Genomic DNA, 20,845 nt, shown 5'->3' on the forward strand with positions numbered 1-20,845 from the left:
ATCAACGAACTCATGCCTTGGTGTTACGCTGCAAAAGCAGCGTAACAGAGCGCGTCGCCGCCATGAAGACCGGCTTCACCGGACGGACACGTTTTACGCAACGGGGAAATGATTTGTCTTCCTTATGCCAGCGCCATACCGTTGGGCGCGCAACGCCCCATCGCTTGGACAAGTCCACGTCGGACAAATAGGTATCTGTCTTCATTTGAAACTCCAACTTCAGATGAAGACACCATTCAGCAAAGAACGTATGAAGCCCGCCCCAGAAACCTCAAACTTTGGAAAATGCTGGTTTTGAAACCCCAAAATTTGGAAAAATCTAACGATTTTTCAGGATGCGTCTCCAATAGGCACCAGAGTTTATCGAAACTGCACCTGACATTCCGTAGTCTTTGTAAATCGCAATGACGTCCTGCACGAAAGAAGTCATGGATGTCTTTCTCTCTGAAGTGGCGAGTTCGTGGGCAGGTTGGGTTGCCTTATGGCCAGTGAGTGTTTCCCGTAACTCAACTGCGGCGCGAACCGCTTCATCTCTATGCGAATTCGTCTGACGTCCACCCTTTTTCAATCCGTTCAGAGCGGCCTCTATCACCTTTGTTTTTTGCTTCCAAAACTCGCTGTTTTTCTGAAGAGAATCTTCGGTGGGTCCGATAGCTTCTATGACGGCGTCAGCAAGTGTGATGTCTCTTTCCTCAGCGAGGTCATTTTCTGCGGCGAGTTCGATCATCTCCATCCTTCGATTCGTATTATTGGCCGCAAAACGCCATTTCGATGCGTTGCCAGACTCGATAGCAGCCAGCTTCTTGCGAAAGATGTTTGCCGCCCCCCAAACGTTGTAAAAACTACGGCTTAGTTTAATTGCCTCGCCGACTTTTTCAGATTCAAACACAGCTGTGTCTGAACATGCCTGGCAAATGTCTGCATCACATTCTTCAACGAGTTCTGCTGCAGAATAAATTTTGTAACAGATCGTTTCAGGTTCGAGTTCCGGAAAGTGTGCTCTTACGACTTCCCAAACTCCCCAGACTTGAGATGGTGGCATGGCAGGGTTCCAATCTCCCCCCTCTTCCAAAAACTGTTCGAAAGGGTCGAAAACATCTCGCGGGAAAGGGTTTTTCTTGTCAGGCATTTTTCGCGATTTCAAGCGAGTGAATGTAAGAGGTTCGGCCGGTCGACAAAAAGTTTGCCCAACTTTTCATCATCGATCGTCGTCGTTCTATCAAATCCGACCTTCGGTAAGCACGTTGCACCTCGCTGCCGACGGCGTGGGCAAGAGCAATCTCTGCAATCTCTCTTGGATATCCATTTTCTGCCGCCCAATCTCTGAAGGTGGACCTAATCCCATGCGGAACTGCGGGCCTTCCGCTCTTGGCATCAAGCCACCCAACTTGGCCTTGAACCAACGCGTTTTCCTGCATGCGGCGCATCACGGCGGATACCGACATGTCTGACAGTGCTCCGCCTCGAGCGGAATGAAAAACGAAGGGAGAGTTTTCAAGTCTTGGCAGGGCTTCAAGTAGCTTAAGCGCTTCGTCAGTCAGCGGCACTCGGTGTTCACGGCCACTTTTCATGCGGTTTGGGGGAACGACCCATATACGTTTTTCAAGATTGATCTCTTGCCAGGTCGCGTCACGCACTTCACCGGATCTTGATGCACAGAGCGTTAGAAACTCTAGTGCGCGAGCTCCCATGCCGTCCATTTCTCTCAGTTTTGCAAACCAAGCAGACACATCACCAATGTCCAGGGCCGGCCAATGACCGGACTGCGCAATTTTTCGAGGCGACGGGAGCAATTCCTTAAGGTTACCTGCCCACCTTGCAGGGTTATCACCACTGCGGTGGCCAGCAACAGTTGCCCAGGAAATGACAGCTTCGATCCTACCTCTTAGGCGAGAAGCCGTCTCAGTCTTATTGTGCCAGATGGGCTGAATCGTTCTCAAAATGTCCTGTGTTGTGATGTCAGAGACAAGCAAATGACCAAGTTCTGGTTCTGCATATTTTTTGAGAGTACTCGCCCATTGATCTTTATGTTTCTGGTTCTTCAGCTCCGATGCTTTCGCCTCAAGGTATCGTTTTACGGCATCCGAGAAAGCCAGGCTTCTTTTCTGTGCAGCGATTAAATCCGACTTTAATTCCCGTCGATGTTCGATCGGATCGACACCTTGTCGAACAAGATTCTTTGCCTCACGAGCGCGTTCGCGCGCAACCGACAACGATATCTCAGGATAGCCACCAAGCCCTACGTCTCGTCGCTTGTTCCCTATGGTTGTTCGCAAAAACCAGGTTTTTCCGCCTGTTGGCAGAAGTTGTAATGCGAGCCCCGAGACTCCACCGACAAAATGAAGTTTGTTTCCGTTGGTGCCATCATGTCTAAGTCGTTTGACTTCAATGGCGGACAGTTCTCGAGCTTTGCGTGGCAACCTCTTTACCCGTTTTTACACCCATCAAAAAAGATGTTAACGACTGATACAGACGGTGACAACATAATTCACCAATTAGAAGGAGTTCATTGAAAAGCTTCAGCTAATTTTTCTAGATGATACGAGTTGTGACGAATGAATGGCGGACACCCTCACCGCCATTTTCCTCATTGTGCGATCCGGAGACATAGGTCACAGTTTGTACCGGAGGGGCATGGGCTATAATCTCGTGCCAAACGGGTTGCTGATTGTCTTTAGTGTTGTCTGCTCAAGATTGCGCCTGACCAGTGATGGCCGCGCAGGAAGGCGATCGGAAAAATTGCCCCGACCAAAGCGCCTGCGTCTTTGACGTGCCTTGTCTCAATGCAAGCTGAGCAGGACTTCCAGGTCGCGGGTTGTCAGGCGTTGCATCAGCATCCGGTCTTCGCCGTTCAGCGTGTGGCCCTCGGCGATGTGGGTCTGGATCAGCCGCGCAACAAGGCTGGTCGGCTGGTAGTAGAGGTCCGGGTTGTCGCGGCTTACCTCGGTTACAAGCCGGCGTATCAGGGCCTTTTGTTTTTCCGCATCGGTTTCGGATTTCTTGTCTTTCAGCATTACGGGTCCAACTGTTCTGCAGTCCCCAATCATTAGGGCGTTATGTGAGACCGTTCCCCAAAGTCTCTTGCAAGGAGCCCTCACACCTAGAATGTGGCGCGGTGCAAGGCCGTCTCAAGGTGCGGGGCGGCAAAATCCACGAAGACGCGTATTTTTTGTGGCATGAGACCTGCCGCGTACAGGATATTGACCGGAAGGGGCGCGGTTTCCTCTTCCTTTAGGATAATCTCAAGGGCCCCTCCGCAACGGCGTCTGCGACCTGATAGGACAGCACACGGGCGACCCGGAGACCGGTGGCGGCGGCTTCACTGGCGGCATTGGCGTTATTCACGATCATCCGCGCGTGAACGGGCACCCACCGTTCGGAGACCCCTTCCCCGAAACGCCACTTGTCTGACGCCATGAGACCGGAGAAGGAAATCCAGTCGTGCCGGGAGAGGTCTTCGGCTTTTTGAGGGGCGTACCTGCTGGTCAAATATCTGGTGGATGCTCAGCAAACCCAGCGCACATGTCCAACAAGCCAGGCTCGCAGGTCGCTTTCGGGCAGATGGCCGATGCCTATGGCGGCATCAATATGCTCTTCCTGCAGGCTGACGGACCGGTCGGCCTGGGACAGCCGGACATCGATTTGCGGATAGGCCTTCAGGACGTTCGAGATCACGGGCAGCAGGTGCATCCGCTTCCTGATCGATTATGCGCAGCCTCGGCGGGTGAAACTCTGGGGGCGCGCGAAGGTGATCGAGGAGGATCATGCGCTGCTCGACAGCCTCCGGCCTGAAGATGGCCGGGGAAGAGCTGAACGTGCGATCCTGTTTGACCTATCTGCCTGGGATGTGAACTGCCCGCAACACATTCTGCAGATGGTCGATGCTGCGGAGCTGGCGTTCGCCGTTGCGCAGCGCGAAGAGCGCATTGCCGCGCTCGAGGCCGAGATCAAGCGGCTTGGAAAGGCGGACGGCTGAGGGCTCTGGCGATTGGCTTAACGTTTGGCGAGCATTGGCAGGATCCGGCCCCATGCGGTTTCCGCTGGTGGTCCGGACGGTTCAAACCCCAGTTTGCGGTAGACCGCAATTGCCCTGGTATTGTTAGGATGCGGGTCCACTCCGATCACCGGGGCACCGTCTTCGAACAGGTACGTCAGCCGGGCGGAGATAAAGGCCGTGCCATGCCCCTGGCCGAGCAGGTCCGGCTCGCCGATATATTGATCGATGCCGCGCGATCCTTTTGGCAACCCGGCGAAGTGGTGGCTGTCCCAGCCATGCACACAATAGTCCTGCATGAAGGCAAAGGGGCGTGCGTCATAGGAGACGATCCAGCGGGCTACGCGCGGGTCGGCCATTTCTTCGTCCGAGTAGGGCTCTTGCCTGTCCCACCACTGACGGACGTGTGGATGTGCCTGCCACGTATTCAGCAGAGGAAAATCGTCCTTTTTCAGCTTGCGGAAAGCATAGTTTCGGGCCCGGTTCATGTGCCGTTTATAGCAGACTGGCGGCATGACTTGCCGAATCTGAACGGACCTGATCAGGCGCAAACCGCTTTCACATGACGGGCGAAGGCCTGACTGAAGGTGTCAAGTGTCATGTCTTCTTTCACGGTGAACTCGATAAAGAGCCCGTTCAAGCTCAAAAAGAGCACCTCTCCGAAGGCTTCCGGTTCGATCTCCGGGCGCAAGAGACCTTGCCCCTGCAAGACGACAAGCAGCTTTGTCATTTGCTTGGTCAGTTCCGTGTCGAGCATCCTGTAGCGGTGGGAAAAAGGTGTTTCAGGGTGCTGGATTGCGAGGGCCATGGCAGAGCGCCACATTTCCTTCGTCAGGTAGACGAGACAGTGCTCATTGTAGATGGAGGCGAGCTGGCAAATGGCCTCCGGCGCAGTGGTGTGGTTGCTCTCCAGCATAGCTTCGCCCTGGTGCAGGACTTCTTCCACTTCCATGGAAACAATCGCCAGAAGCACATCAGCCTTGCTGGTGAAGTAGTTGTAAAAGGCGCCGACCGAGATGTCCGCCTTTTCAGCGATTTCACCAATCGTAGCCGCTTCATAGCCGCTCTGCTTAAAAAGCAGGCTTGCTGCCTCCAAAAGTGCCCGCCTTCTGGTCGCTTTCTGTTGTTCGCGCAGTCCTGCCATAAGCACCTCATTCCTCGCTGAAAAATAGCATTGACTCTAAAAGTGAATGCGTTCAACTTTTTTCTACAGAAAATAAAAATACTGCAATTTTACCAACCGGAGACGAACATGACTTTCAAGCTGAGTTGCGCCGCGGCCGCTCTGATGGCCGGACTGGCCACGACGGCCCAGGCCAAGGACCTCAATGCCCTGATCTGGTGTGACCATGCCGATCCGGCGCTGCTGGAGCCTTTCGAAAAGGCTCATGATGTGCGTGTGAATGTGAAGGAATACGAAGGCACTGCTGCTGGCCTGACCCTTCTGGAACAATCCCGGCCTGGGGACTGGGACATCCTTGTGATTGATGCGGTGGATGTGGGCCGGGCTGTGGAGCGCGGATTTCTGGCGCCGTTGCCTGAAGGGACTGCACCGACCGGGGACTATTTTCCCGAAGTGCTCTTCAAGGATCATGTTACGGTGGATGGCACAGTCTATGCCGCCGTTGAGAAGTTCGGCTACAACACAATCGCCTACAACAAGTCTGCCGTTGATCCAGAGGATATGACCAGTCTGGATGCGCTGTGGTCCGGCAAATATGATAACCGGATTGCGATCTATGACTACTATCTTCCGGTCATGGGGCTGGTTGGGCTGGAAGCGGGGGTTGCCACGGCAGACCTGAATGCTCAAACGCTGCCCACGATCAAGACGCCGTTGATGGAACTCAAAACCGCCTCCAAACAGGTGTCCGATGTGGTGGCGAGCCAGACGGCCCTGGCCACCGGTGAGGTTGATATCGTGATTGGTGGTGGCGAGTGGCTGACCGCCGTGTTGAATGCCGAGAACCCGGATCTGGACTGGACCATCCCCAAGGAAGGCGGCCTGCTTTGGGCGCAGTCGATTGGCGTGGTGGAAGGAAGCGCGGAACCGGAGCTTGCCGCTGAATTCATCAAATACATCACTTCGCCTGAAGGACAGGCCCGTCTGGCAACCTCGTCCTGCTATTGGGGCATGCCCGCCAACAAAGCAGCGGGAAATGTGCTGACCTCTGAACAAAAGGCAATCCTGCGCTGGGACGATCAGGCAGACTATCTGTCCCGAGCCCAGCTCTATCCGGTGCCGGATGCGGACACGGATGCCGCAATGCAGGACCTTTGGACCGACATGCTTCAGAACTGAGGTCTGGTGTGAGTATTGAAGCACAGGAAAAACGTCAGGGTGCGGTGCTTGCCGCCCCTGCCCTTTTGTGGACTCTGGTGTTTTTCATTTTGCCCTTCGGGGCGATGATCCTGATCAGCCTTGCCCACATGGAGGGGCGCACCGTGGTGCAGGGATTTGATCTGGGCAACTACATCAAAATCTTTTCCGACCCGCCGCTGCGTAAGGGAATTGCCGTTTCCCTCGAAGTCACAGCGCTTGTGACCGTGATCTCAGTGCTTTTGGCCTGGCCCTTTGCCTGGATCATTGCCACAAGGGTGCCAGAACGCTGGCGGCGTCTGGTGCTGCTTCTGGCGGTTTTGCCGTTCTGGACCTCCTATGTGGTGCGCTCCTACTCCTGGGCTTTGGTCCTGGGCGAAAAGGGGGTGGTCATGAACACGCTGGTCGGGCTCGGGGTTTTGGCTGAACCGGTCCAGATCATGGCTACGCGCGCGGCCACGGTGACCGGATTTGTGCACTTCTTTGTCATGCTGCTCACCCTCACGATCTATTCAAACCTGATCCAGCTGTCGCCGAATTATGCCCGGGCTGCCGAAGATCTCGGAGCGTCCAGATGGAAGGTGATCTGGTTTGTGATCTTGCCATTGACCCTGCCGGGCGTGGTCACCGGTGCGTTTCTCACCTTTGTTTTGTGTATCGGCGATTACATCACACCTCAGATCCTGGGTGGAAACAACGAGCTGACCATCCCCCAGCTGATCATGCTGCAGCTTGGACGGCGCGGCGACTTTCCCATGGCCTCCGCCTTGTCCATTGTCCTGATGGCGATTGTGAGTGTCGCCTATCTGGTGACAGCGCGCTGGCTGAAGATGGAGCGGGTCTGATGCGCGGTTCCTCCATTCTGTCCTGGGCCTATCTTGCGGCGGTTTTTGTGTTCATCCTGCTGCCGGTTGTCGTGCTGGTGGTGTTCTCTTTTCAGGACGGGCGCCTGCCGGTGCCGCCTTTCAAAGGGGCAACGCTGAAATGGTACGCACAGGTCCTCGGGGACCGTGCCATGATGGAAGCGCTTGTCAATTCTCTGGCTGTCGCATTCGTGTCAGCGTTCGTGGCACTGGTGCTGGGATTTCTCGCAGCCTCCGGTCTTGCGCGGGTGGTGCTTCCTGGATCTGCGCTGATGCGCAGCCTTCTGATTGCACCCATGACGGTGAGCTATCTGATCATTGCCCTTGGTCTTTTGCAGATGTTCAACAGCATCGGCATCCGCCCCTCGCTTCTGGCGACCGGGATCGGCCATGTGGTGATCAATCTGCCTCTGTGTTTTGCGATCCTTTATGCTGCGATCGGCGACCACCAGAAAAACGCCCTGAAAGCCGCGCGGGATCTGGGAGCCTCAGAAGTCCAGACCTTGTGGTTCGTGGCCGCGCCCATGTTGCTGCCGGCGCTTGGGGCGGCGTTTTTCCTGGCATTCACCTTCTCCTGGGATGAATTCATCATCGCCTTTCTGCTCACCCGTTTTGACGTGACCTTGCCCGTGGAAATCTGGTCAATGCTGCGCTCAGGCCTGTCGCCGGCAACCAATGCGGTTGGCTCGCTTGTGTTCCTTGTCTCTGTCCTGTTTGTTCTGGTGCTGGAAGTCACCTTTTTCCGGAAGGGGTCGACATGACCGCTGATCTGCACATCAAATCCGTCAAACACCGGTTTCACAGCTTTACAGCGCTGCATCAGATCGATCTTGAGATAAACGCGGGAGAGTTCGTCGTGCTGCTCGGGCCCTCCGGCTGTGGCAAGACCACGCTTTTGTCGATCATTGGCGGGTTTTTGACACCAAGCGAAGGCCAGCTTCTGATCGGTGGGCGTGACATGACCCATGTGGCCCCAAAAGACCGGCCGACAACCACCATGTTTCAGGACTATGCCCTGTTCCCGCATATGAGCCTGCGCGATAATGTGTCCTTTGGGCTGCGCATGCGCGGGGTCAACCGGCGCGCGCGCATCAGCCGCGCGATGGAGATGCTCGATATGGTCGGTCTGGCAGACAAGGCCGGCCGCAAACCGCACGAATTGTCGGGTGGCCAGAGACAACGAGTGGCCCTGGCAAGAGCGCTGGCGGTGGAGCCGGATGTGTTGTTGTTGGACGAACCCCTGGGGGCGCTGGACCTAAAGCTGCGCCGTCAGATGCAGGACGAGCTGAAAGCCATCCAGCGGCGGGTCGGCACGACCTTTGTTCATGTGACGCATGACCAGGAAGAAGCGATGGCAATCGCGGACCGGATCGTTGTGATGAACCACGGGCATATCGAACATTGTGGTACGCCAGAAGAGGTTTATCTCACGCCCCGGACCCTGTTTGCCGCAAATTTCATGGGTGAAATGAACCGCATCCCGGTCGTGGCGGCACAAGGCGGGGTAACCTCTCCGCTGGGGGCGCTGGATCTGGCACCGCAAAACGGGCTCTTGTGCCTGCGTCCGGAAAATATCGGCCTGGAGGGGGACATTGATCTTGGCCCGGCCCGGTTGATTGAAACAGGGTTTTTCGGAGCCCATCACAGGTGCCGGTTTGCCCCCGCCGCCGCCCCTGACCTGACCCTGACCGCCCATTTGCCTCAGGGGCAGGTTCCAGCTGTTGGGCAAGACGTTTCCCTTTACGGTACAAACCCAGTTTTTCTGCCGGAGACGTGACATGAAACGCATCCCTCCCCGGGACTGGTACCGCCTGCGCAGCGCAGGTGACGGCATCACCTGGATAGACGAGCCCCATATCCAGGAGTTCTACCGCTGCAACATATGGCATGTGCGCGGACGGGACCGGGACCTCATGGTGGACAGCGGCATGGGGGTTGTGTCTTTAAGGCAATGGGTGCCCCTTGTGAGCGAGCGGCCTCTGGATGCTGTCGCCAGCCACACTCATTTTGACCATATCGGCTGCCATCACGAGTTTCCCTGCCGCCTGTGTCATTCTGCCGAGGCGGATCTTCTGGCGCATCCAACACGGCAGAACACGCTCGCTGATCCTTATGTGACCGACGCAATTTTCGATGCCTTGCCGGAGGTGCCCTACAGCTCCACCAGCTATGCCGTCAAAGCCGCGCCTGCGACGCGGATTTTGGAGGATGGAGACATCATTGATCTGGGCGACCGTGTTTTTCAGGTGATCCACACACCCGGTCACAGCCCTGGCGGGATCGCGCTTTGGGAAGCGGCGACGGGTATCTTGATCTCAGGAGATATCCTTTATGATGGTCCGTTGATCGAAGACACCTATCATGCCGATGCTCAGGACTATGTCCGGTCCATGGAGCGGTTGGCCAGCCTCCCTGTCCGTATTGTGCACGGGGGGCACTTTCCCTCCTTTTCCGGCGATCGCCTGACCGAACTTGTGACAGCCTGGCTCAAGGAAAAGGGCCTTTGAACGACCCTGTTCTGCTGTTTTAGGCGCGTGGCTTGGGGGACGTGTCTCCAAAAAGTGCCTTGAACCGGGGAAGGCATTGGCGGAAGCCCGCTTCGAAGTCGCCATTGCCCGGATGATAGACGCTTTCAAGGGAGATCACCCCATCATAGCCATCCCTGCGGAGTGCCCCGGCGATTTGAGGCAGCTGATCTGAAAGTTGCCCCTCTCCCAAGGGGCGCACTTCCAGTGTGGCCCTCGGCGTGTCCACTTTTACGTCCTTGATATGGATATGGCCAAGATAACCGCCGCGCAGGGTCTCGTAGCCGTCCGGATAGGCCTCTTCATGGCACCAGCAGTTGTTGGCCGGGTCCCACAGAACCTTGAGGCAGTCACGGGCCTGAAGATCGTCGATCAATTTGCGGGCCGTATAACTTGAATTGACCATGGTGCCGTTGCCGGTCTCCACCGCGAGCGCGATGCCTTCTGCGCGGGCAAGACGGATGGCCGGTTCGATCAGAGCCAGTGTGGCATCCCAGGCGCCGTTGGCAACATTCCAAACCTCGGCCCCGCCCCTGCCCCAAAGGATCTGTTCTTTCTTGTTGGTCATGATCCGCACGAGAGGCGCCTCCAGCATCTGGGCCATCGCGATGACCCGCTTGAGTGCGTCCATGTGCTGGCTATGCAGCGCATCGCCAGGCCGGTTGGTGGTTGTCATGCCTGCAAACACATGCCGGGACAGGCAGCTGACTTTTTTGCCATGCTGTTTGAGAAGTGCCTTGATGGCGGCGGTCTCCTCGCTTGAATGATCTCCGACTTCCTTGTCATCCACAAATTGCAGCTCCGCATAGTCGAGTCCGGCTCCGTTCATGACCTTCAGGGCATGGGCGAGATCGCGGCTGATGCCGTCACAGATAACTCCGAGTTTCATGCGCGTTTGGCCCCTGTCCGGTGAAGTTCAGCGCCGATGATCTCCTCAATCACCCGTGTGCAGACCCAGTTGTCTCCCTGCGGATATTTGGTCCGGCCCGCGTGAAAGATCTGCATGGCGGCGGCGGCCGTGTGCAACGGCACGCCGAGCTCTTCCCCCAGGTTCAGAGAAATTGTCAGGTCCTTGTGCATGGTGTCGATGTGACTGCCGGTGCCTTCAAATTGCCGGTCAATGATCTTTTCAAGGGCATTGTTGACGATACCGCAGCCTGCAGATGAGGTGGAAAAGACATCGAGGATCACCTGCCCCGGCACGCCAGCCTTGGCAGCGAGTGCTGCAGCTTCGAAGGTTGCGGCAAACTGGGACCCGATCAGGGACTGAAGGCAGGCTTTGACCGTTTGCCCGTCGCCGGGTGACGTTCCTACCCGGTGGATATGGGCCGAAACAGCCTCCATAACGGGGGCAAAGCGGGTCAGAACCGTTGCAGGGGCGGCTGCCATCATGGTCAGCGTACCGCTTTGGGCGCCGGGAAATCCGCCGGAAACAGGACTGTCGATGAGGTGAATTCCGGTCCCGACAAGGTCCTCGCCCAGGGAACGGGCTTCGCTTGGTTTGATGGTAGCGGTGAGCAGGACCGCGCTTCCCGGGGGCATCGTGTTCACAAGCCCGGTTTCGCCAAACAGGACATTTTGGACCTGGGCGCCGTTCATGACCATCACAAAAACAGCGTCTGCTCCCCTGCCCGCTTCACCTGCATTTTCTGCAGGCATGCCGCCCAAGGCTTCAAAGGCCGCCATGCGGGCATTGGACAGATCAAACCCTCTTGTGTGAAAGCCGTTTGCAATCAGGTTCTTGGCAAGCCCAGAGCCCATGTCGCCCAGTCCGATAACCCCAATCGTTTTCATGTATATTCCTCCCGTTTTCACCTGGCAAAACCTGGCCACACCCGGTGCGGCCAGCCCTGGTCTTGCGGGATTTCAAGCCAGCGCGCGTGATTGGTGCTCTGGCCGGGCGGGTCCGGAAGACACCCGCTGCCCTTCTCTGGTATGTAAGTCAGCGCCTTTGGCCGTCACTTATTCAGGTGCCCGGCTCAAAAAGTTTCCTCCACATAGGCCCAGGCCACGCGCAGATGCTCGACCAGGGCCTCCTCTGCCCTCGCCGGATCCCGTTCCAAAATAGCGTCGTATATGGACTTGTGGGCGGCATAGACTGTTTCATTATGGACGATGTTGCGGTCCAACTTGCGCCACTGGGGCGACAGCCACGACGTGAACCCTTCATGGATCGCGGGGAAGACCGGGTTGCCGTTCATGCGGTAGAGGACCCCGTGAAACGCGATATCGGTGCGGAAAAACTCCTCTGACGCATAGATTGCGGCTTCATTGGCAATCAGCGCGGCTTTCAGGTCGGCAATATCGTCCTTGGTCGCCGTCAGGGCTGCATCGCGCACCAGTCCCCGTTCGATAAAGACACGGCTCTGATAAAGATTCTGTACCCCGTCCGGCTCATGCAGGAGCGTGCGGACGATTGTGCCGGTGGCGTCGATCAGGGTGCCGTAATCCGGTTTGCGCACTCTGGGACGGTATCTTGGGCGCAGTTCGATCAAGCCGCGGTTGGCGAGTGTGGAAATGGCTTCACGGACCACGGTCCGGGACGTGCCGAACTCCTCCATCAGATCCCGCTCTGCCGGCAGTGGCTGACCTGAGGCCAGCAGGCCGGAGGAGATCCGCGCTTCCAGATCTGCAACAACAGCGTCTGAGGCGCGGGCCTGTCCGGTGGTCTCGGGTCGATCGTCAAGGGCCATGTTCGCCAATGGGTGAATTTGGTCATACCAAAAGTCAGGAGATATTCGCTGGAGATGCTAAGTCCAGAGGCAATTCCTGGCAAGTCTTTACGTGAGGAAGTTCCGAGAAGTGTAATAAATTCAGTAAATCAATAGCTTGTCACTTTTATTCAATCGATTTAACAAAACAGCAAGGAAACGGCCTTGACTTGAACCGCAATTCAAGGTCTGCTCAGCGCGCTTGGTCATACCAAAGCGTTGTTTCCAAACTGGTCTTGGCATCTTGGGAGGGGTCCTTGACAGCAATCTCCGGAATTTCCGTCCGGCTTTTTCATATTCCGCTTGTTGAAGTGCTGGTAGACGCCAAACATGGCGACCACACCCATTTCGAGCTAGTGACGGCAACGGTGATGCTTGCCGATGGTCGTCAGGGGACGGGCTATACCTATACCGGCGGCAAGGGCGGCCGGGCGATTGCAGCCATGATTGAACATGACCTGTCACCGATGCTGGTCGGCCGGGATGCTACGAATGTCGAAGCGCTCTATGAGGCAATGCAATGGCACGTGCATTATGTGGCCCGGGGCGGTATCGCCTCCTTTGCAATTTCCGCCGTTGACATTGCTCTTTGGGATCTCAGGGGCAAAGAGGCGGACGCACCGCTCTGGAAGCTGGCTGGCGGTGCCGGGACCACCTGCAATGCTTATTTCGGCGGCATTGATCTGGCCTTTCCGCTGCCCAAGCTTCTGGACAGCATTCGCGGGTATCTCGCGCGAGGTGCCAGAGGCATCAAGATCAAGATCGGCCAGCCCACCCTGGCCGAAGATGTGGAACGGATCGCAGCGGTGCGCGAACTGATCGGTCCGGACATAGAATTCATGGTGGATGCCAATTATTCCATGAGCGTGGATCAGGCCATCGAAGCGGCCAATGCGTTCAAGCCCTATGACATCCTTTGGTTCGAAGAGCCGACCCTTCCCGATGATTATCAGGGGTATGCAAAGATTGCTGCAGCCACCGGCATGCCGCTCGCAATGGGTGAAAATCTCCATACGATCTTTGAATTCGGCTACGCGCTTGATCAGTCCGATTTGAGTTATATCCAGCCAGATGCTTCCAATTGCGGCGGGATTACTGGGTTCCTGCAAGCAGCGGAACTGGCGTCACAAACGCAGGTTCCGGTCTGCAGCCACGGCATGCAGGAGCTTCATGTCAGTCTTCTATCAGGGCTTGGCAGCGATGGCTGGCTGGAAGTGCACTCTTTCCCGATTGACCAGTATACGATGCGCCCGCTTGTGCTGGAAAATGGCCGCGCGGTCGCACCCGGCGCGCCGGGCATTGGCGTGACGTTTGACTGGGAAAAGCTGGAGGCTGAGGATTTACTAACCCGGGATGCCCGGGGGGCGGCTTAGCCGGAAGAGCAGAAGAACCGGGACGGTCCGTGGAAGGGGCGTTCCGACAGGAGAAGATCAATCCATCACTGGCATTGTCAAGATGGATGAAATGGCTGGAGACCCTAGAAAATGGGCCAGCAAACAGGATTGCCGATGGAGGACCGTCGCCAATCTTCGAGCAACCGGGAGGAACACGTATGCTCAAGACCTTGAACAGATCCATGCTTGCCGGCGTTGCCATGGCGGGCCTTGCCCTGTCCATGGGCGGCACGACAGACGCTTTTGCGGCCGACAAGACAAAACTGCGCATTCAGACCCATTTCTCGACAGAAACCCTGTCGGGCAAGATGGCCCAGGAATTCATTGATGACGTGACCACCATGTCCAATGGAGAAATCGAAATCGAGATGTTCTTCGCGTCTTCGGTGGTCAAGTCCGCTGAAACCTTCGATGCGGCAGCGACCGGCATTCTTGATTGCGACATGACTGGCGGTGCCTATCAGACCGGCAAAAATCCGGCCTTCCAGTTTGCCGGCGATCTGACCGGCGGCTATCAGAACCCCTACCAGCAATATGCCTGGCTGCTTCATGGCGGCGGCTATGAAAAGCTGAATGAGCTGTACAACGCCAACAACATGGAGTTTGTGGGCTGGTGGATTCCGGGGCCTGAATCGCTGTCCTCCACCAAACCTTTTTCCGGTGTGAAGGATCTGAAAAACTGGAAGTTCCGCTCTCCCCCGGGCGTGATCACGCTGATCTTCGAAAAGCTTGGTGCTTCGCCGATCGTGATGGATTTCAACGAGATCTTCACTGCGCTTGAAACTGGCATTATTGATGGCGCCGATGCGGCCAATCTGACCAACAATGTGGGTCTTGGCCTTTACGACATTGCCACGGAAACCAACTATCCCGGTTTCCACTCCATGCCGGCCGACCATCTGGCCTGCCGCAAGGATGTCTGGGATGCCATGCCTGAGCACCACAAGGCAATTCTGAAAGTCGGCATGCAGGCGCTTGGCCTTAAAAACTCCACTATCAACGAAGTCAAGAATGCCCAGACGGCCAAGGAACTCCGGGAAAAAGGCATCAAGCTGAACACCTGGTCTGATGAGGACATGGCTGTTTACCGTCAGGCAGTTCAGGAAGCCTGGGTTGAGTTCGCAACCACGCCGGAAGCCAAGTCCCTGCTGGAGAGCCATCTGGCCTTCCTGCGGAACCTTGGCGCAATGAAGTAAGCCCCTGCGGCGTTCGAAACCAGAAGGCGGCAGGAACCTGGGTTCCTGCCGCTTCGTTCAACGCTACTTTTTGCACCATGAAACTCGCATCCGTCACAAGCCACGTGCTGCCGTTTGAGGCGCGGGAAGAGCACGGATCATCTCGGCAGATCCGCTGGCGCCGGACGGCTTGTCTGGTGGCGGGAATGGCCGTCGCGTTACAGCGTGCGCCGCAGGATCTGGCCGATCCGGTGAACCGCAACCGGGGACGTGCTGCCGGTCCCGAAGATCCCAACCCGGGATTTTTTGCGCATTACACAGTGTCCTGATGGGAGGAAGTTCGATGACAAGCCAAAAACCTGGCGGTCTGCGCGAATGGGCGATCCCCGTCGCGTTCGTTTTCTGTGCTGGGTGGATCATCTGGCATGGCCCGGCGTATATTCTCGATTTCTTCCCGCATGCCAATGACAGCATGACGGCGCAGATTACCGAATTGCGCGAGCGCAAGGATGTCTCTTCCGGTCTTCCCGGCCTTTTCGGAGGCACTATGGACATCATCGATTGGGCTGCACTTCTGCTCGCACCGGTCATTTTTCTGCTGGGCATGCGCACTCTGGTCCACGCCCAGATGGAATATCCCGACTATACGGTTTTTGACCGTTTTGCGCTCTTCCTGGGTCGGGTCACCATGCTTCTCATCATCATCATGACGCTTGTGATGCTCTATGAAGTGTTCATGCGCTATGTGGTCGAAGCGCCAACCCTGTGGGCGAATGAACTGACACTCTGGATCGCCGGATTCGTGTTCCTGCTCTCTGGTGTCTATGCGATGCAACAGCGCTGCCACATCCGCATTTTCATCCTTTATGACATTCTGCCCCGGCCGTTGCGCCATGCCTGTGACGTCATTTCGGTGACGCTTTTGTGTCTGTTTGCGTTCCTGATGGTCTATGGCAGCTACAAACAGGTCTTTGCCATCAAGTTCCACCGCTGGGAAATGTTCGGTACGGCCTTTGATCCTCCCATTCCCGCGACCATTCAGCCAATGATCCTGATCGTGGTTGTGCTGGTTGCCCTTCAGGCCGTCGCCAATCTTATCGCCGACTGGAACAAACAGTCTTCCGATCATGACGAGAACGATCTCATCGACGAGGAAGAACTTGCAGCAATCAAGAAAAGTGTAGGTGCGAACTGATGGATGTCGGCACGATTTCAATAGTCCTGGTTTTCGGGCTTCTCTTCCTGCTGGGCATCGGAATGCCGCTTGGTTTTGCGTCCGCCATTCTGGCCGCGCTGGTCATGATCATGAAGTTCGAACCCACACTTCTGACCGATCCTTCCAGTTTTGGTACCGGGCTTTTGACCAGCAATCCCGGAACAGGGCCGCTGTATCTTCTGACCCAGAAGATCTTCGACCTGATGACCGAATATGTACTCATTTCGGTACCGCTGTTCATTTTCATGGCGGCTCTCCTGGAGCGGTCCGGCATTGCCAAGCAGATGTATGACAGTCTCGATTTCTGGCTGAGCCGGGCCCGGGGCGGCGTTGCCATCGTAACCTCCATCATGGCCGTGCTGATGGCCGCCATGTCCGGAATTATCGGTGGGGAAGTGGTGCTGCTGGGCCTTATTGCCCTGCCCCAGATGCTGCGCCTTGGCTACAATCAGAACCTGGCCATCGGCACCATTTGTGCCTCCGGCTCATTGGGCACAATGATCCCGCCCTCCATTGTTCTGATCATCTATGGCCTGATCACGGAAACTTCGATCAAGGCGCTTTTCACCGGCGCGTTCATTCCCGGTTTCATGCTCGCCAGTTTCATCATGCTCTATATCGTGGTCCGCACCCAAATGGACCCGTCCCAGGCGCCCTTGCCGGAACCCCGTGAAGGTGACCCCGATGGGGGGGAAAAGCTGTTGATGTTTGCAGGCTTTCTCGGGCTGGTAATTTCTGGTGTCATCGCCCTGATGATTGCGCGGATTGCGTTTCTGACAGCGCTTGGGCGCAATGATGCGAGTGTTGAGGATTTCGATCCTCCTCCCTTTGGCATGGTGTCCGACCTGCCTTTGCTGGCCGGGATCGGTGTCCTGGCCCTGGCGCTGATCTTTCTTGTGGCCGGGCGCAAACGCACGGCCGCCGGATGGGAACACGGCAAGGGGCTGGTGCCGCCACTTGCGGTGATCGGCATTGTGCTTGGTTCCATCTATGGCGGGGTCACGGGGATCACAGAAGCGGCCGGGATGGGCGCGGTCGCCGTCTTCTGCATAGCCCTGTTCCGCGGCGAAGCCTCGGTGGATCTGCTCTGGGTGTCTATGATGCGCACGCTGCGCTCCACCGGCACGATCATTTGGGTTACGATCGGAGCGGCGACCCTGGCCGGGGCCTACACCTTGGCAGGCGGCCCGACCTATATTGCCCAGCTGATCATTGGGGCGGAAATGCCGACCATGCTTGTGATCCTGACCATGATGGTGATCCTGCTGTTCATGGGCGCCTTCATGGACTGGGTTGGGATCGTGCTTCTGATCATTCCGGTATTCCTCCCGATCGTGAAGCGTCTGCCGATCGAGGAGATCGGCTTTATCGGTCAGCTGTCGCCGCAGCATGTGGCCATCTGGTTCGGGGTCCTGTTCTGCATGAACATGCAGGTCAGTTTCCTGTCTCCGCCCTTCGGACCGGCCGCGTTCTATCTGAAATCGGTGGCACCGCCGCATATCTCCCTGACCGACATTTTCCGGGGCTTTCTGCCCTTCATCGGGGTTCAGCTCATTGCCCTTGCTGTGCTGCTGATCTGGCCGACAATCGTGACTCTGCTGCTATGAGGTGATGTGTCATGCTGACCCAAGGCGATATCGAACGCTTCCACGAAGAGGGCTATTTGGTGGTCGAAAATCTTCTGGATGAGGCTGCGCTTTCCGCCATCCGGAAGGAATATGCGGACCTGATGGATCAGCTCTATGGCCGTTGGCAGCGGCAGGGCAAGGTGCCGCCACTTGGCACCGAAGCAGGGTTCTGGGACAAGCTGGACCGGTGTTACCGGGGCGGTTTTGACTGGTACCAGCCTTTCGATATCAGCCTGCCCCATGACGGGATCACCGTGGACACGCCGATGCATTTCGGGCCAGCCGTGTTCGCCATGGCGACCAACGGCAACATTCTGGACTGTGTCGAAGCGCTGATCGGACCTGAGATTTCCTCCAACCCGATCCAGCATGTGCGGATCAAGCCGCCACAAAGTGCGGTGGATGCCTCTGAGAGCCGGGCTCATGTGGTCGCGACTGACTGGCATCAGGACCAGGGGGTGACGCTTGAGGAAGCGGACGGCACGACCTTTGTCACTGTCTGGCTGGCGATCACCGATGCGACTGTTGAAAATGGCTGTCTTCAGGTGGCCCCGGGCCGGTATCGGGGAATGCTGCCCCATTGCCTGAAATCTCAGGTCGGCATTGCCGATGCCTACCGTCCCAGGGAAACAGCCGTGCCTGCTCCTGTCAAAGCCGGTGGGGCCGTCCTATTTCACCCGCTGACGCCCCATGGATCTCTTGCCAATACCAGTCAGGGATACCGCTGGTCGTTCGATCTTCGCTATCATGTGACCGGACAGCCCTCGGGACGCAGTCATTTTCCGGAGTTTGTTGCCCGCTCCCGGCAGCGGCCCGGGACTGAGCTGAAGGATTGGCGGGCCTGGAAGGCCATGTGGGAAGACACCCGCCACCGCCTCGCCCATACAGACCACATCCCGCAACACCGCTGGGGCAATGACGCGCCCTATTGTGCCTGAACCAACAATGGCCCTGAAAACAAATACGCCCCTGCGCGTCGCCGTGCTTGGCGCAGGTCTGGTCGGTGAGCGGCATGCCAGAAAGGCAGCCGCCCATCCGGAGATTGAACTTGTCTGGATTGTCGACCCGGATCCCGGCCGCCAGGCACTGGCTACGGAGCTTGGCTGTCAATGGGCGGTCCGTCTCGCGGATGTGCCCAAGGAGACCTGCGAGGCGGCCCTGATTGCGACCCCGAATGCGGACCACTTGCCAAGCGGGCTTGCCTGTCTTGAAAGATCCTGGGCGGTGCTTGTTGAAAAACCGGTTGCCGGCACGGTGGCAGATGCCGAAACTCTCGTAGAGTCCTTTGAGACGGCCGGAGTGCCTTTGCTTGCCGGACACCACAGGCGCTATCTCCCGGTGGTGGACAAGGCCAGGGAGATGATTGCCACAAAGGCCCTTGGCCAGCCGGTGATGGTGTCTGTGATCTGGGCGGTCCGCAAGCCGGAAAGTTATTTTGAAAAAGGCGCCTGGCGGCGGGATGGCAACGGTGGGCCGCTTTTGATCAATTTCATCCATGAGGCTGATCTTCTTCTGGGCCTGTTCGGGCCGGTTCTTGAGGTCAAGGCCATGGTGTCCAGTCGCATCCGCAAGACGCCGGTGGAAGACAGCGCTGCCGTCCTGCTGCGTTTTGAAAGTGGAGTTCTGGCTACCATTGTGTTGAGTGACGCGGCGCTGACCCCCTGGAGTTTTGAAGGCGCGAGCGGGGAAAATCCCACTATCGCCGAAACCGGTTTGGCGTCCTGGCGGATCGGCTGCACGGAAGGAAGTTTCGACTTTCCCAATTTACGGATCTGGAGCGATGCCGAGGGCAAGGAGGGCGACTGGTCCCGGCCCTTGAAGAGCGCGCCGGTGCTGTTTGAAACGGTGGACCCTCTGACGGATCAATTGACCCATTTTGCGCAGCTGGTGCGCGGAAACATCCGAACGGCCAAAGTTTCCGGGCGGGACGGGCTGGAGGCTTTGCGCCTGGTTGAGGCGGTGAGAAAAGCCTGTGAAAGCTGAGCTCAGAATCACATATTGAAATCAGGTGCAGTGACGCACGCAAACAACCAATGAGCAAGGTGAGGACACTCGGCATGACACAGCCCAAAATCGGATTTATCGGCATCGGCCTCATGGGGGCTGCCATGTGCAACCGCCTTCTGGACAAGGGGTATCCGCTCACACTCGTCGCCAACCGGTCAAGAGAGCGCGTGGACGCGCTGGTGGCCCGGGGAGCGAAAGAAGTCGCTACGGCGCGCGAAATTGCCAGAGCCTGCGACATCGTGATGGTATGTGTCGATACGTCCGCGTCGGTTGAAAGCCGCATCTACGGGCCGGAGGGTCTGATTGCCGGGTTGGCGCCCGGCAAGATCGTCATTGATTTCGGCACCTCCCTGCCCGCCTCCACCAAGGCCATCGGGGCTGATATTGAAAAGACACAGGCGGTCTATCTCGATTGTCCCATCGGCCGTACGCCGTCCCATGCGTTGGAAGGCAAGCTGAACCTGATGTGTTCCGGGGACGAAACGGCCTACCGGAAAGTGGAGCCGGTGCTGCAGGATCTGGGGGAAAATGTGTTCCATCTGGGCGCACTTGGCACTGGGCACACAATCAAGCTGATCAACAATTTCTTTGCCCAGGCGGTGGCCAACGGCATGGCGGAAGCCTTTGCCATGGCTGACAAGGCCGGGGTGGAGCGCCAGAAGCTTTATGACGTCATGTCTGCCGGACCGCTGCGCTCCGGTATGATGGATTTCATCAAGGCCTTTGCGATTGACGGTGACCCGAACATGCTTGCCTTTTCAATCCGCAACGCACGTAAGGACCTGGGCTATTACATGGACATGGCCGAAAGCCTGGGCGTGACCTCCATCATGGCAGAAGGAGCCAAGACCGCCCTCGACCAGTCGATTGCCGGTGGGCGCGGTGACGCCTTCGTGCCGGAGCAGGTCGACTTTTTCGTGGATCTGTTTAACGCTCCGGACAAGGTCTGAGGCTGTTGCAGATGGACCGGTGCAGATGAACAGTCAGGCTCCGGATATCCGCAAAGAAGGCC

At 57.1% G+C, this 20,845-nt stretch carries 22 protein-coding genes and 1 pseudogene; 13 read left to right on the plus strand and 10 right to left on the minus strand.

The genetic code is table 11. The features are described from left to right. Window positions 1–10 precede the first annotated feature (10 nt). From ACXAIC_RS20330 to ACXAIC_RS20350, 5 genes and pseudogenes are all read right to left on the minus strand, one after another. Window positions 11–205 (minus strand): hypothetical protein, encoded by a 195-nt coding sequence (locus ACXAIC_RS20330; protein ID WP_475184449.1) that lies wholly within the window; start codon window positions 203–205, stop codon window positions 11–13. Window positions 206–319: 114 nt separating this feature from the next. After that, window positions 320–1,129, minus strand: a complete 810-nt coding sequence (locus tag ACXAIC_RS20335; RefSeq protein WP_475184452.1) for a hypothetical protein — start codon at window positions 1,127–1,129, stop codon at window positions 320–322. Next, complete coding sequence (locus ACXAIC_RS20340; protein ID WP_475184456.1) at window positions 1,122–2,420, minus strand: tyrosine-type recombinase/integrase; 1,299 nt, start codon at window positions 2,418–2,420, stop codon at window positions 1,122–1,124. Before ACXAIC_RS20340 ends, ACXAIC_RS20335 begins: the two co-directional genes overlap by 8 nt. A gap of 360 nt (window positions 2,421–2,780) precedes the next feature. After that, window positions 2,781–3,014: a hypothetical protein gene (locus ACXAIC_RS20345; RefSeq protein ID WP_475184458.1), complete on the minus strand. Its 234-nt coding sequence runs from the start codon at window positions 3,012–3,014 to the stop codon at window positions 2,781–2,783. Window positions 3,015–3,231: 217 nt separating this feature from the next. After that, a pseudogene (locus ACXAIC_RS20350) lies at window positions 3,232–3,690 on the minus strand (LysR substrate-binding domain-containing protein). A gap of 34 nt (window positions 3,691–3,724) precedes the next feature. Here ACXAIC_RS20350 and ACXAIC_RS20355 point away from each other — a divergent pair. Continuing rightward, entirely contained in the window at window positions 3,725–3,976 is a 252-nt protein-coding gene (locus ACXAIC_RS20355) for a hypothetical protein (RefSeq protein WP_475184462.1), read from the plus strand. 17 nt (window positions 3,977–3,993) lie between these two features. Here ACXAIC_RS20355 and ACXAIC_RS20360 read toward each other — a convergent pair whose 3' ends face one another. Beyond that, a complete protein-coding gene (locus ACXAIC_RS20360; RefSeq protein WP_475184466.1) occupies window positions 3,994–4,509 on the minus strand; it encodes a GNAT family N-acetyltransferase in 516 nt (171 codons plus the stop codon). A gap of 26 nt (window positions 4,510–4,535) precedes the next feature. Continuing rightward, on the minus strand, window positions 4,536–5,138 hold the full coding sequence (locus ACXAIC_RS20365; RefSeq protein WP_475184469.1) for a TetR/AcrR family transcriptional regulator: 603 nt from the start codon (window positions 5,136–5,138) through the stop codon (window positions 4,536–4,538). A gap of 108 nt (window positions 5,139–5,246) precedes the next feature. Between ACXAIC_RS20365 and ACXAIC_RS20370 the strand changes: the two genes are divergently transcribed. The 5 genes from ACXAIC_RS20370 to ACXAIC_RS20390 all read left to right on the plus strand — a co-directional run bounded on the left by ACXAIC_RS20370 (window position 5,247) and on the right by ACXAIC_RS20390 (window position 9,684). Next, window positions 5,247–6,296 carry an extracellular solute-binding protein gene (locus tag ACXAIC_RS20370; protein WP_475184472.1) on the plus strand — a complete coding sequence of 350 codons (1,050 nt, stop codon included), beginning with the start codon at window positions 5,247–5,249 and terminating at the stop codon, window positions 6,294–6,296. 104 nt (window positions 6,297–6,400) lie between these two features. Further along, window positions 6,401–7,159 (plus strand): ABC transporter permease, encoded by a 759-nt coding sequence (locus ACXAIC_RS20375; RefSeq protein WP_475184654.1) that lies wholly within the window; start codon window positions 6,401–6,403, stop codon window positions 7,157–7,159. Next, window positions 7,159–7,938 carry an ABC transporter permease gene (locus ACXAIC_RS20380; RefSeq protein ID WP_475184475.1) on the plus strand — a complete coding sequence of 260 codons (780 nt, stop codon included), beginning with the start codon at window positions 7,159–7,161 and terminating at the stop codon, window positions 7,936–7,938. Before ACXAIC_RS20375 ends, ACXAIC_RS20380 begins: the two co-directional genes overlap by 1 nt. Then, window positions 7,935–8,954 carry an ABC transporter ATP-binding protein gene (locus ACXAIC_RS20385; RefSeq protein ID WP_475184479.1) on the plus strand — a complete coding sequence of 340 codons (1,020 nt, stop codon included), beginning with the start codon at window positions 7,935–7,937 and terminating at the stop codon, window positions 8,952–8,954. The genes ACXAIC_RS20380 and ACXAIC_RS20385 overlap by 4 nt, the downstream gene beginning before the upstream one ends. Before the next feature lies 1 nt (window position 8,955). Then, on the plus strand, window positions 8,956–9,684 hold the full coding sequence (locus ACXAIC_RS20390; RefSeq protein ID WP_475184481.1) for an MBL fold metallo-hydrolase: 729 nt from the start codon (window positions 8,956–8,958) through the stop codon (window positions 9,682–9,684). Window positions 9,685–9,703: 19 nt separating this feature from the next. On the opposite strand, the gene ACXAIC_RS20395 is transcribed toward ACXAIC_RS20390, so the two are convergent. From ACXAIC_RS20395 to ACXAIC_RS20405, 3 genes are all read right to left on the minus strand, one after another. Further along, window positions 9,704–10,591: a sugar phosphate isomerase/epimerase family protein gene (locus tag ACXAIC_RS20395; RefSeq protein ID WP_475184485.1), complete on the minus strand. Its 888-nt coding sequence runs from the start codon at window positions 10,589–10,591 to the stop codon at window positions 9,704–9,706. Beyond that, a complete protein-coding gene (locus ACXAIC_RS20400; RefSeq protein ID WP_475184488.1) occupies window positions 10,588–11,496 on the minus strand; it encodes an NAD(P)-dependent oxidoreductase in 909 nt (302 codons plus the stop codon). The genes ACXAIC_RS20395 and ACXAIC_RS20400 overlap by 4 nt, the downstream gene beginning before the upstream one ends. A gap of 185 nt (window positions 11,497–11,681) precedes the next feature. Next, a complete protein-coding gene (locus tag ACXAIC_RS20405; RefSeq protein WP_475184491.1) occupies window positions 11,682–12,395 on the minus strand; it encodes an FCD domain-containing protein in 714 nt (237 codons plus the stop codon). A gap of 275 nt (window positions 12,396–12,670) precedes the next feature. On the opposite strand from ACXAIC_RS20405, the gene ACXAIC_RS20410 reads away from it, so the two are divergent. From ACXAIC_RS20410 to ACXAIC_RS20440, 7 genes are all read left to right on the plus strand, one after another. Then, entirely contained in the window at window positions 12,671–13,786 is a 1,116-nt protein-coding gene (locus tag ACXAIC_RS20410) for a mandelate racemase/muconate lactonizing enzyme family protein (RefSeq protein ID WP_475184496.1), read from the plus strand. 179 nt (window positions 13,787–13,965) lie between these two features. Beyond that, a complete protein-coding gene (locus ACXAIC_RS20415) occupies window positions 13,966–15,003 on the plus strand; it encodes a TRAP transporter substrate-binding protein (RefSeq protein ID WP_475184501.1) in 1,038 nt (345 codons plus the stop codon). A 322-nt stretch (window positions 15,004–15,325) separates the two neighbouring features. After that, window positions 15,326–16,177: a TRAP transporter small permease subunit gene (locus ACXAIC_RS20420; RefSeq protein WP_475184506.1), complete on the plus strand. Its 852-nt coding sequence runs from the start codon at window positions 15,326–15,328 to the stop codon at window positions 16,175–16,177. Continuing rightward, the gene (locus ACXAIC_RS20425; protein WP_475184509.1) at window positions 16,177–17,805 is read left to right on the plus strand and encodes a TRAP transporter large permease; all 1,629 of its coding nucleotides are present in this window, start codon (window positions 16,177–16,179) and stop codon (window positions 17,803–17,805) included. The genes ACXAIC_RS20420 and ACXAIC_RS20425 overlap by 1 nt, the downstream gene beginning before the upstream one ends. Before the next feature lie 11 nt (window positions 17,806–17,816). Beyond that, window positions 17,817–18,764 carry a phytanoyl-CoA dioxygenase family protein gene (locus ACXAIC_RS20430; protein WP_475184515.1) on the plus strand — a complete coding sequence of 316 codons (948 nt, stop codon included), beginning with the start codon at window positions 17,817–17,819 and terminating at the stop codon, window positions 18,762–18,764. A gap of 7 nt (window positions 18,765–18,771) precedes the next feature. Further along, a complete protein-coding gene (locus tag ACXAIC_RS20435; protein WP_475184520.1) occupies window positions 18,772–19,809 on the plus strand; it encodes a Gfo/Idh/MocA family protein in 1,038 nt (345 codons plus the stop codon). 74 nt (window positions 19,810–19,883) lie between these two features. After that, complete coding sequence (locus tag ACXAIC_RS20440) at window positions 19,884–20,783, plus strand: NAD(P)-dependent oxidoreductase (protein ID WP_475184525.1); 900 nt, start codon at window positions 19,884–19,886, stop codon at window positions 20,781–20,783. Window positions 20,784–20,845: the final 62 nt, after the last annotated feature.

This window comes from Roseibium sp. AWQ4_254, from assembly GCF_056161025.1.

What these genes read in the sequence shown, in the direction of transcription:
- ACXAIC_RS20330 (WP_475184449.1), bottom strand. Translation starts at nt 205, where the DNA reads ATGAAGACAGATACCTATTTGTCCGACGTGGACTTGTCCAAGCGATGG.
- ACXAIC_RS20335 (WP_475184452.1), bottom strand. Translation starts at nt 1,129, where the DNA reads ATGCCTGACAAGAAAAACCCTTTCCCGCGAGATGTTTTCGACCCTTTC.
- ACXAIC_RS20345 (WP_475184458.1), bottom strand. Translation starts at nt 3,014, where the DNA reads ATGCTGAAAGACAAGAAATCCGAAACCGATGCGGAAAAACAAAAGGCC.
- ACXAIC_RS20360 (WP_475184466.1), bottom strand. Translation starts at nt 4,509, where the DNA reads ATGCCGCCAGTCTGCTATAAACGGCACATGAACCGGGCCCGAAACTAT.
- ACXAIC_RS20365 (WP_475184469.1), bottom strand. Translation starts at nt 5,138, where the DNA reads ATGGCAGGACTGCGCGAACAACAGAAAGCGACCAGAAGGCGGGCACTT.
- ACXAIC_RS20370 (WP_475184472.1), top strand. Translation starts at nt 5,247, where the DNA reads ATGACTTTCAAGCTGAGTTGCGCCGCGGCCGCTCTGATGGCCGGACTG.
- ACXAIC_RS20375 (WP_475184654.1), top strand. Translation starts at nt 6,401, where the DNA reads ATGATCCTGATCAGCCTTGCCCACATGGAGGGGCGCACCGTGGTGCAG.
- ACXAIC_RS20380 (WP_475184475.1), top strand. Translation starts at nt 7,159, where the DNA reads ATGCGCGGTTCCTCCATTCTGTCCTGGGCCTATCTTGCGGCGGTTTTT.
- ACXAIC_RS20385 (WP_475184479.1), top strand. Translation starts at nt 7,935, where the DNA reads ATGACCGCTGATCTGCACATCAAATCCGTCAAACACCGGTTTCACAGC.
- ACXAIC_RS20390 (WP_475184481.1), top strand. Translation starts at nt 8,956, where the DNA reads ATGAAACGCATCCCTCCCCGGGACTGGTACCGCCTGCGCAGCGCAGGT.
- ACXAIC_RS20395 (WP_475184485.1), bottom strand. Translation starts at nt 10,591, where the DNA reads ATGAAACTCGGAGTTATCTGTGACGGCATCAGCCGCGATCTCGCCCAT.
- ACXAIC_RS20400 (WP_475184488.1), bottom strand. Translation starts at nt 11,496, where the DNA reads ATGAAAACGATTGGGGTTATCGGACTGGGCGACATGGGCTCTGGGCTT.
- ACXAIC_RS20405 (WP_475184491.1), bottom strand. Translation starts at nt 12,395, where the DNA reads ATGGCCCTTGACGATCGACCCGAGACCACCGGACAGGCCCGCGCCTCA.
- ACXAIC_RS20415 (WP_475184501.1), top strand. Translation starts at nt 13,966, where the DNA reads ATGCTCAAGACCTTGAACAGATCCATGCTTGCCGGCGTTGCCATGGCG.
- ACXAIC_RS20420 (WP_475184506.1), top strand. Translation starts at nt 15,326, where the DNA reads ATGACAAGCCAAAAACCTGGCGGTCTGCGCGAATGGGCGATCCCCGTC.
- ACXAIC_RS20425 (WP_475184509.1), top strand. Translation starts at nt 16,177, where the DNA reads ATGGATGTCGGCACGATTTCAATAGTCCTGGTTTTCGGGCTTCTCTTC.
- ACXAIC_RS20430 (WP_475184515.1), top strand. Translation starts at nt 17,817, where the DNA reads ATGCTGACCCAAGGCGATATCGAACGCTTCCACGAAGAGGGCTATTTG.
- ACXAIC_RS20435 (WP_475184520.1), top strand. Translation starts at nt 18,772, where the DNA reads ATGGCCCTGAAAACAAATACGCCCCTGCGCGTCGCCGTGCTTGGCGCA.
- ACXAIC_RS20440 (WP_475184525.1), top strand. Translation starts at nt 19,884, where the DNA reads ATGACACAGCCCAAAATCGGATTTATCGGCATCGGCCTCATGGGGGCT.